This window comes from Mycobacterium sp. 1165178.9, assembly GCF_001673555.1.
GTDB lineage: Bacteria > Actinomycetota > Actinomycetes > Mycobacteriales > Mycobacteriaceae > Mycobacterium.
This window is the reverse complement of sequence record NZ_LZMB01000166.1, coordinates 1-9,903: the sequence shown is the minus strand read 5'-3', so window position 1 is coordinate 9,903 and position 9,903 is coordinate 1. Positions and strand designations below refer to the sequence as shown.

7 protein-coding genes and 2 pseudogenes are annotated in these 9,903 nt (G+C 69.4%); 6 read left to right on the top strand and 3 right to left on the bottom strand.

The features are described 5' to 3' along the window. A pseudogene (locus A5652_RS08165) lies at positions 1-228 on the bottom strand (aldehyde dehydrogenase family protein); the annotation flags it as partial. Here A5652_RS08165 and A5652_RS08160 point away from each other — a divergent pair. The 4 genes and pseudogenes from A5652_RS08160 to nei2 form a co-directional block, all read left to right on the top strand. Continuing rightward, positions 225-605: pseudogene (locus A5652_RS08160) on the top strand (aldehyde dehydrogenase family protein); the annotation flags it as partial. The pseudogenes A5652_RS08165 and A5652_RS08160 sit on opposite strands and share 4 nt — an antisense overlap. A gap of 46 nt (positions 606-651) precedes the next feature. Further along, positions 652-1,314 (top strand): TetR/AcrR family transcriptional regulator, encoded by a 663-nt coding sequence (locus tag A5652_RS08155; RefSeq protein ID WP_067348983.1) that lies wholly within the window; start codon positions 652-654, stop codon positions 1,312-1,314. A 42-nt stretch (positions 1,315-1,356) separates the two neighbouring features. Continuing rightward, the gene (locus A5652_RS08150; protein ID WP_067348979.1) at positions 1,357-5,967 is read left to right on the top strand and encodes an ATP-dependent helicase; all 4,611 of its coding nucleotides are present in this window, start codon (positions 1,357-1,359) and stop codon (positions 5,965-5,967) included. 1 nt (position 5,968) lies between these two features. Further along, complete coding sequence (nei2, locus tag A5652_RS08145) at positions 5,969-6,724, top strand: endonuclease VIII Nei2 (protein ID WP_067348975.1); 756 nt, start codon at positions 5,969-5,971, stop codon at positions 6,722-6,724. 24 nt (positions 6,725-6,748) lie between these two features. Here nei2 and A5652_RS08140 read toward each other — a convergent pair whose 3' ends face one another. Continuing rightward, entirely contained in the window at positions 6,749-7,666 is a 918-nt protein-coding gene (locus A5652_RS08140; RefSeq protein WP_067348972.1) for a PHB depolymerase family esterase, read from the bottom strand. Between the two features lie 190 nt (positions 7,667-7,856). On the opposite strand from A5652_RS08140, the gene A5652_RS08135 reads away from it, so the two are divergent. After that, complete coding sequence (locus tag A5652_RS08135; RefSeq protein WP_067348969.1) at positions 7,857-8,216, top strand: DUF732 domain-containing protein; 360 nt, start codon at positions 7,857-7,859, stop codon at positions 8,214-8,216. Positions 8,217-8,415: 199 nt separating this feature from the next. Then, a complete protein-coding gene (locus A5652_RS08130; RefSeq protein ID WP_067348966.1) occupies positions 8,416-9,081 on the top strand; it encodes a DUF5994 family protein in 666 nt (221 codons plus the stop codon). On the opposite strand, the gene A5652_RS08125 is transcribed toward A5652_RS08130, so the two are convergent. Continuing rightward, positions 9,012-9,903: PPE family protein (locus A5652_RS08125; RefSeq protein WP_067348990.1), on the bottom strand; the 892-nt coding region annotated here is incomplete at its 5' end. The genes A5652_RS08130 and A5652_RS08125 overlap by 70 nt on opposite strands.

The following is a 9,903-nucleotide window of genomic DNA, read 5'->3' as shown; positions in this document are numbered from 1 at the left end:
CAGCACGTAGAGGATGGGCGCGAACGTCTCGGTGGCCACGATGGCGGTCTGCGCGGGCATCCGCACCAGCGCCGGGGCGACGTAATACGAACTCGAGTGTCCCGGACCTTCCTGGTGAACGCGGTCGCCGCCGATGACCTCACCGCCGTCGGCACGCGCCTGTTCGAGCGCCCCCACCATGTCGCGGTAGGCGGTTTCGTGAATCAGCGGGCCGATCAGCGTGCCCGGCGCTGGTGCGGATGCCCGCGCAGACCGCCATCGTGGCCACCGAGACGTTCGCGCCCATCCTCTACGTGCTGACCTACGACGAGCTCGACGACGCGATCGCGCTCAATAACGCGGTGCCGCAAGGCCTTTCGTCCGCCATCTTCACCACCGACCTGCGCGAATCGGAGCGGTTCCTGGCCGAATCCGACTGCGGAATCGCCAATATCAACATCGGCACGTCCGGAGCGGAGATCGGCGGCGCGTTCGGCGGAGAGAAGGAAACGGGCGGCGGGCGCGAATCCGGGACGGACTCCTGGAAGGCCTACATGCGTCAAAGTACCAATACCGTCAATTATTCCGGCGGCTTACCGCTGGCCCAGGGAGTCGAGTTCGGATGAATCCAATGTGGCAAGCGTTTTGTTTCCCATGGGTACTATCTGACACATGCCAACTGCCCGCAGGCGCTTATCCCCCGAGGATCGACGCGCTGAGCTGCTCGCTTTGGGAGCGGAGGTCTTCGGGAAGCGGCCCTACGACGAGGTCCGCATCGATGAGATCGCGGAACGCGCCGGGGTTTCTCGGGCCCTGATGTACCACTATTTCCCCGACAAGCGCGCATTCTTCGCGGCGGTCGTCAAGGACGAGGCCGACCGCCTGTACGAGAACACCAACATGGACGACGCGACCGGCCTGACCATGTACGAGGAGATCCGCGCCGGTGTGCTGGCTTACATGGCTTACCACCAGCAGAACCCGGAGGCCGCGTGGGCCGCGTACGTCGGCCTGGGCCGGTCCGACCCGGTTCTGCTGGGCGTCGAGGACGATGCCAAGAACCGCCAGAGGGATCACATCATGTCCCGGATCAACCGGTTGCTCGCCGAGCTCAACGCGCGCAACATGGCACCCGAGGTCGAGCGGCACCTGCGGGTGATTCTGAACGGCTGGCTGGCACTGACCTTCGAGATCTGCCGGCAGCGGATCATCGACCCCACCACCGACGCCGAGAAGCTGGCCGACGCCTGCGCGCACGCGCTGCTGGACGCGATCGCGCGGGTGCCGGAGCTCCCAGAGGAACTCACCGGGGCGATGTCCACCTCGCGTCTATGAGCGGAGCTGCATCTTGTCGGTGGCCGTTGGCACGATGGACGGGTGAGCACTCGCGCTGATTCCGGGCCGTCCGGCCGCCCCGACCCGTTGGGCCGGTTCAGCGCGATCACCCGCGAGTGGTTCACCAGCACCTTCGACGCACCGACCACCGCGCAGGCCGACGCCTGGAACGCCATCGCGGACGGCAACAACACCCTGGTGATCGCGCCCACCGGATCGGGCAAGACGCTGGCGGCGTTCCTCTGGGCGCTGGATAGCCTCGCCGGCTCGAGGGAGCGCCCATCCGGCACGCGCGTGCTCTACGTCTCACCGCTCAAGGCACTGGCGGTCGACGTCGAGCGCAACCTGCGCACCCCCCTGGCCGGGCTCACCCGCCTCGCGGAACGCCAGGGATTGCCGGCCCCCGACATCAGCGTCGGGGTCCGTTCCGGCGACACCCCGCCCGCCGCCCGTCGCCACCTGATCAACCGACCGCCCGACGTGCTGATCACCACTCCCGAGTCGCTGTTTCTGATGCTCACCTCGGCCGCCCGCGAGACCTTGGCCGGCGTGCAGACGGTGATCGTCGACGAGATCCATGCCATCGCCGCCGGCAAGCGCGGCGCCCACCTGGCCGTGTCGCTGGAGCGCCTCGACGCGCTGCGGGAGGACAAACCCGCGCAACGCATCGGGCTGTCGGCGACGGTGCGTCCGCCCGAGGAACTCGCACGGTTCCTGTCCGGGCAGGCGCCGACGACCATCGTGGCCCCGCCCTCGGCCAAGACGGTCGAGCTCAGCGTGCAGGTGCCGGTGCCCGACATGGCCAACCTGGCGAACAACACCATCTGGCCAGACGTCGAGAACCGTCTGGTCGACCTGATCGAATCGCACAACTCCACCATCGTCTTCGCCAATTCACGGCGGCTCGCCGAGCGACTTACCGCCCGCCTCAACGAGATTCACGCGGAACGCAGTGGTGTGGAACTGACCACGGACGCCAATCCGAAGGTGGCCGGCGGCGCTCCCGCGCACATCATGGGCAGCGGCCAAACCTATGGCGCCGACCCGATACTGGCCCGCGCCCATCACGGGTCGGTGAGCAAGGAGCAGCGCGCCCTGGTCGAAGAGGACCTCAAACGTGGGCTGCTCAAGGCGGTGGTCGCCACCTCGAGCCTGGAGCTGGGTATCGACATGGGCGCCGTCGATCTGGTGATCCAGGTGGAGGCGCCGCCCTCGGTAGCTAGCGGCCTGCAACGCATCGGCCGCGCAGGCCACCAGGTCGGCGAGGTCTCGCAGGGAGTGCTGTTCCCCAAGCACCGCACCGACCTGATCGGCTGCGCGGTCAGCGTGCAACGCATGCTCACCGGCCAGATCGAAACGATGCGGGTCCCCGCCAATCCGCTCGACATCCTCGCGCAGCAGACCGTGGCGGCCGCCGCGCTGGAACCGTTGGACGCCGACCGGTGGTTCGACACGGTCCGGCGGGCCGCGCCGTTCGCGACGCTGCCGCGCAGCGTGTACGAGGCCACCCTGGACCTGTTGAGCGGCAAGTACCCGTCCACCGAATTCGCCGAGCTGCGACCGCGATTGGTGTACGACCGTGACACCGGCACCCTGACCGCTCGCCCCGGCGCGCAGCGGCTGGCCGTGACGTCCGGCGGCGCCATCCCCGATCGCGGGCTGTTCACCGTGTACCTTGCCTCCGAGGCCGAAAAGCCCTCGCGGGTGGGCGAACTCGAAGAGGAAATGGTCTACGAGTCGCGCCCCGGCGATGTCATCTCGCTGGGCGCCACCAGTTGGCGGATCACCGAGATCACCCACGACCGGGTGCTGGTGATCCCCGCACCCGGCCAGCCGGCCCGGTTGCCGTTCTGGCGCGGCGACGGCCTTGGCCGCCCGGCGGAGCTGGGCGCCGCGCTCGGCGCGTTCACTGGCGAGCTGGCCGGGTTGAAGCGGGACGTCTTCGAAACTCGCTGCGCCGGACTGGGTTTCGATACATACGCCATCGACAACCTGTGGGGTCTGCTCGACGAACAGCGGAGCGCCGCCGGGGGGGTGCCCACCGACACCACGCTGCTGGTCGAGCGGTTCCGCGACGAACTGGGCGACTGGCGGGTGATCCTGCACTCGCCCTACGGGCTCGCGGTGAACGGACCGCTGGCGCTGGCGGTGGCCCGCCGGTTGCGCGAGCGCTACGGCATCGACGAGAAACCCACGGCGTCCGACGACGGCGTCGTGGTGCGCCTGCCGGATGTGTTGTCCGACAGCGGGGATACCCCGCCCGGCGCCGACCTCTTCGTTTTCGACGCCGAGGAGATCGACCCGATCGTCACGGCCGAGGTGGGCGGCTCGGCGCTGTTCGCCTCGCGGTTCCGTGAGTGCGCGGCCCGGGCCCTGCTGCTGCCGCGCCGCCACCCCGGTCGCCGCTCGCCCTTGTGGCAGCAGCGCCAGCGCGCCGCCCAATTGCTGGAGGTGGCCCGCAAATACCCCGACTTCCCGGTGGTGCTGGAGACCATCCGCGAATGCCTGCAGGACGTCTACGACGTCCCGGCCCTGACCCTGCTGATGACCGGCATCGCGCAACGGCGGGTGCGGGTGCTCGAGGTCGAGACGCAGCGGCCGTCGCCGTTCGCGGCGTCGCTGCTGTTCGGCTACGTCGGCGCCTTCATGTACGAGGGCGACAGCCCGCTGGCCGAGCGACGGGCCGCCGCGCTCTCGCTGGACAGCACGCTGCTGGCCGAGTTGCTGGGGCGGGTGGAGCTGCGCGACCTGCTCGACCCCGAGATCATCGCCGCCACCGGCCGCCAGCTTCAGCACCTCTCGGCCGACCGTGCCGCCCGCGACGCCGAAGCCGTCGCGGACCTGCTGCGGCTGCTGGGCCCGCTGACCGAGGAGGAGGTGGCCGCCCGCGCCGGCGGCGCCGACGTCGGCGGCTGGCTGGAGGGCCTGCGCGCGGCGCGGCGCGCGCTGACCGTGTCGTTCGCCGGCCGCAGCTGGTGGGTGGCCATCGAGGACATCGGCCGGCTGCGCGACGGCATCGGCATCGCGGTTCCCCTGGGCGTGCCGGCCGCCTTCACCGGGGAGGTCACCGACCCGCTGGGCGAATTGCTGGGTCGCTACGCGCGCACCCACACTCCGTTCACCACGGCGCAGGCCGCCGCGCGGTTCGGGCTGGGGTTGCGAGTGACCGCCGACATCCTGGGCCGGCTGGCCGGTGACGGCCGGCTGGTGCGCGGCGACTTCGTCGCCGCGGCCGAGGCGGCGGGGGCGCCCGTGGCCGGGGGTGAACAGTGGTGTGACGCCGACGTATTGCGCATCCTGCGGCGGCGGTCGCTGGCGGCGCTGCGGGCCCAGGTCGAGCCGGTCAGCACCGCAGCCTACGGCCGGTTCCTGCCGGGCTGGCATCGAGTGGGGACGGCCGAAACATCGCGCTCCCCAGGCCATTCCGGGCTGGACGGGCTGATGTCAGTCATCGATCAGCTGGCTGGCGTACGGATGCCGGCCTCGGCGATCGAGCCGCTGGTGCTGGCCCCTCGGGTCCGCGACTACTCGCCCGCGCTGCTCGACGAGCTACTGGCCACGGGCGAAGTCACCTGGTCGGGGGCCGGCTCGATTTCCAGCGGCGATGGCTGGATCGCGTTGCACCCCAGCGAATCCGCGCCATTGACGCTGCCCGGGCCCGCCGACATCGAATTGGGCGACGCCCACCGTGCGGTCCTGGACACGCTCGCACCCGGGGGCGCTTACTTCTTCCGCCAGCTCACGCAGAGCGGATTCGGTGAGTCCGAACTCAAAGCCGCGCTGTGGGAACTGATCTGGGCCGGCTGGATCACCGGCGACACGTTCGCCCCGGTGCGCGCCCTGCTCGGTGGCACCGGAACCCGCAAGCGCTCCGCACCCGCGCATCGGTCGCATCGCCCGCCGCGGCTCAGCCGGTACAGCGTGGCGCACCCGCATTCCCGGCCCGCCGACCCGACCGTGGCCGGCCGGTGGTCGATCCTGCCGCCCCCAGAGCCGGACTCCACGCTGCGCGCCCACTATCAAGCCGAGCTCCTGCTCGGGCGCCACGGCGTGCTGACCCGGGGCGCGGTGACAACCGAGGGCGTGCCAGGCGGATTCGCCACCCTGTACAAGGTGCTGAGCACGTTCGAGGACGCAGGCCGGTGCCAGCGCGGCTACTTCATCGAGTCGCTGGGCGGGGCGCAGTTCGCCGTCGCGTCGACCGTCGACCGGTTGCGCGCCTACTCCGATGGGGTCGACCCGGAACGGCCCGAGTACCGCGCGGTCGCGCTGGCCGCTGCGGATCCGGCAAACCCCTACGGAGCGGCGCTGCCCTGGCCGGCCTCCCGTGGTGAGGGCTCGGAGTCCGGGGGGTCGGGGGCGCGCCCGGGCCGCAAGGCCGGTGCGCTGGTGGTGTTGGTCGACGGCGAGCTGACGTGGTTCCTCGAGCGCGGCGGGCGGTCGCTGCTCACCTTCACCGACGACCTAGCCGCCCATCTCGCCGCTGCGACGGCGCTCGCCGAGCTGGTCTCGTCCCGGCGCGTCGCGTCGATCCTGGTCGAACGCATCGACGGGGTGCCGGCCCTGCAGCCCCGCGCGGGCGGGCCCGGACCGGTCGACGCACTCTCCGATGCCGGCTTCGCCCGGACTCCACGTGGAATGCGGCTGCGCTGAGATGCCCGAAGGTGACACCGTCTGGCACACCGCCGCCGTGCTGCGCGAGCGCCTGGTCGGCGGCACCCTGACCCGTTGCGACGTCCGGGTGCCGCGGTTCGCCACCGTCGACCTCACCGGGCGGGTGGTCGACGAGGTGCTCAGCCGCGGAAAGCACTTGTTCATCCGGGTGGGAGAAGCCAGCATCCACTCGCATCTGAAAATGGACGGCAGCTGGCGGGTCGGCAACCGCTCGGTACGGGTCGACCACCGCGCGCGAATCGTTTTGGAGACCGACAGCGTCCGCGCCGTCGGCGTCGACTTGGGCGTGCTGGAGATCCTGGAGCGCGAGCGTGACGGCGACGCGGTCGCGCACCTGGGACCCGATCTGCTGGGCGAGGATTGGGATCCCGCACTCGCCGCCGCCAACCTGACGTCCGACCCGGACCGGCCGATCGCCGAGGCGCTGCTGGACCAGCGCCTGCTGGCCGGGGTCGGCAACGTCTACTGCAACGAACTGTGTTTCCTTTCCGGGCATCTGCCCACCGCGCCGGTGCGCGACATCGCCGACCCGCGTCGGCTCGTCTCTCGCGCGCGGGACATGTTGTGGCTGAACCGCTTCCGTTGGAACCGGTGCACAACCGGCGACACCCGGGCCGGACGCCAGCTGTGGGTCTACGGTCGATCCGGGCAGCCCTGCCGCCGCTGCGGTACCCCGATCAACTTCGACGACTCCGGGGATCGGGTGACGTACTGGTGCCCGTCCTGCCAGCGCTGAAGCGCAAGGCCCTGCGTCTCGGGCCTAGTCGCGGGCGTGGGCGAGGAAGAACCGGGCGATGGCCTCGGACCCGTCGAGCGCGCGCGTGGTGGGACCGATGACCGCCGCCGGAAGATATTGCTTGCCGCCCGGCCAGGTGTGCCCGCCGCTGTCGATCTTGTAGAACACCACCTCGGTGTTCTCCGCGCATCCCGTGGACTGATAGCGGTGCACGACTGTGCCGTCGCGGACATCGGGTAGCGCCTCCGTCGCCGGCCCTCCCTGGCAGCCATCGATCGAGCGCCACTTGTCCACCATGCTGTCCGCCGAGATGGAGTGGCTGACCCCGCCGCGGCCGCGCACCGTCCCACCCTTGAAGGGCACCAGCGGGTCAGCGGTCCCGTGGGCTTCCCAGACCGATACCGGTCGCGACGGATTGCAGGCCACCCCCACGCCCAGCGTTCCGGCCACCGGCGCGACCGCGGCGAAGACGTCGGCGCGTTCGCACGCCAGCCGGTTGCTCATGAAGCCGCCGTTGGACATCCCGGTGACGAAAACGTGCCCGGGAGCGACGCCGTAGTCGTTCTGCAGCTTGTTCACCAGACCGACCAAGAAGGTCACATCGTTGATGTGGCGACGATCGGCGGGCGAGGCGCCACGCCCGTCGGCCCAGCTCTTGTCGTAACCGTCGGGGTAGACAACCAACAGGTTGTGCGCATCAGCAACGGAGTTGAAGCCCGTCAGGCCGCGCTGCGAGAACCCGGTACCGCCGCCACCGTGCAAACTGAGCACCAAGCCGACGGGCTCGCCCGCCGGCACGTGCAACATGTAGGTTCGCTCCATGCCGCCGGATCGAAAGGTGCCGGAGATGTCTCGAGTGCTAGCCGCCGACACGTGCCGCACACCGCAGCCGACCACGCATAAAGCCACCACACCGAGCCACAGCCACCGCGCGTATGCCATGTCGTCAGATCACCGGCGGCGCGTCGCCGAAGGCTCGCCGGTAACGCGCGCGCGACCGCGGAGCAAACACATGTGTGGCACACACCGCATTATCGGCGATAGGGCACCGGGTTACGCCGCGAGATGCGAGCATGCGAACTAACCCGCCTGCAGCAAGCAACGGCACTTCTGTTCCACGGGAGTATCAGAAATGACGACCACCCAGATGCGCAAGCCCATCCGGCCGCTGTCGCTCCTGGCGAGCGGCGTGCTGCCGGTGGCCGGGCTGCTCGGGGCGCTGGTGACATCCGCGACCGCTCACGCGACGTCCGCCGATGACGCATTCCTGGCGGCACTGAAGGCCAAGGGCATCAACTACGAGTCACCCGACGCCGCGGTCAACTCCGGGCACACCGTGTGTCACGAACTCGACATGGGCCAGTCGCCCGAACAGGTCGCCAACAATGTGCTTTCCAGCAGCAGCCTGGACAGCTATCACGCTGGCTACTTCGTCGGAGTCAGCATCAAGGCGTACTGCCCGAAGTACGCGGCGGCGTCGTCGGGATCCTGAACTACCGCCCTGCCCGCCAAGCAGGGCAGCTGGCAAGCAGGCAAACTCGGGCCCCTGTCCCAAAGCGATTGCGCGAACTCGTTGTTCACGGTCGGTAAACCCGACAGCCACTCGCTATCGCCGCGGCCGCCGACTGCCCGTGATGGTCTTGACGTCACGGGGTCCTCAGGCCTCAATGATTCTGCGAGCAGGTGGTGACATGGAGCATTCAAACCGGTTGCAGCTCAAGCCATATCGAGCCGTATCCGAGCACATTGACGGCGCCTGGTGGCCGCGGTCGACCAACCTGGTCGACGAGCTGCCGGGCCTGGTGGCGTCCTTGTCCGGTCGGCTTGGGCAGGTCGTCATGGTTGGCTACCGACGCAACGGCTGGCACAATACGCCTGCGGTGGCTGAAATCGACGGGCACACAATCGAATTGCTGGGTTTCACCAGCGACGAGGAGGCCAGCGTCATCGTGATGGGCGGGAACGGCCGCCACATCACCCTGCATGTCATCCGGCCGGACACCGATGAGGACGCCGCGCGCCAAGCGCTCGAAGCGGTGCGCGCGCCCGCCGCCCCCGCCACCGCGGTTTCCCCGGCCATTCGGGTCACGGTCAGGCGATCGGTGGCGGAGGTGGCCGAAAAGCTTGCCCGTCACGAGGCGCTCGGCGACGAACGGCGCAACGCTCAGATCAGGCGCTGGTGCGAAGAGACGGCGCAACGGTTCATCGATGCGCCGGTGCAGACTTTCGTCCCCATCCTGGTCGAACACATCGTCCGCAACCGCATGATGGAGTCGCGCAAGCAGCGCTATCCCGCCGACGGCGGCCTGTGCATCACGGTGCCCGGCAGCTCCGCGCCGTATTCAATATCGTCGTAGCGACCCTTACGCCGCTGCCCGTTCGCCGAACCGCGCGTCGGGCGCATCGGGACCATCGGGAGCATGGGTGTCTGGCCGGCCCCCGGGGGTAGCGCGGAGACCGCCGACGCCAGCTGCACCGGCGCAGAAGACCCCAGCATTCCCACCGTCGCGGGCGGCATGGTCAGGTTGCCGAGCGAGATACCGACGCCCAGCGTCGCCTGGGGCGCCAACGACGTTCCGACCGCGCTGACCAGGCTCGCGTCGGCCGCGGACAAGTCCGCAGCGGCTTCGGACAGGCCGCCGAAAATATCGGTGGCCACGCCGCCCGTAAGGCTCTGGGCCGCATTCAGCTGGGCGAGGTAGCTGAGCAGATTGACCGGGAATCCACCCGCGATGAACTGCCATCCCCAAACGCTGAAGTATCTGAACCAGCCCGAATCGGGGTCCAGTCCAAAGGCACTGGAAGCGGCGAGATCTTGACTTGTCCCCGCGAGGGCGGCCGCGGTCTGTGTCCCCACATTGGCGGTATTCGTAGCCGGCACCATGGCGGCTTGTCGCGCCGGCCCCGACGGATCGGAAACCGGAGGCGGCGCCTCGAACGCGGGCGGTCTGACGGTGCTCGCCGAGGTCGCGTCGTAGCGGACCAATGCCGCCGAGTTGTTCACCCACATGGCGTGGTACTCGGCCTCGGTCTCGGCGATGGCCGGGTAGTTGATCCCGAAGAAGTTGGTAGCCAACAACATCGCCAGCCGCGCGCGGTTGGCGGCGACCACCGAGGGCTGCACCACCGTCCAGTGCGTCAGTTCGAAAGCCGCCGTCATGACTTCCGCCGACGTAGCG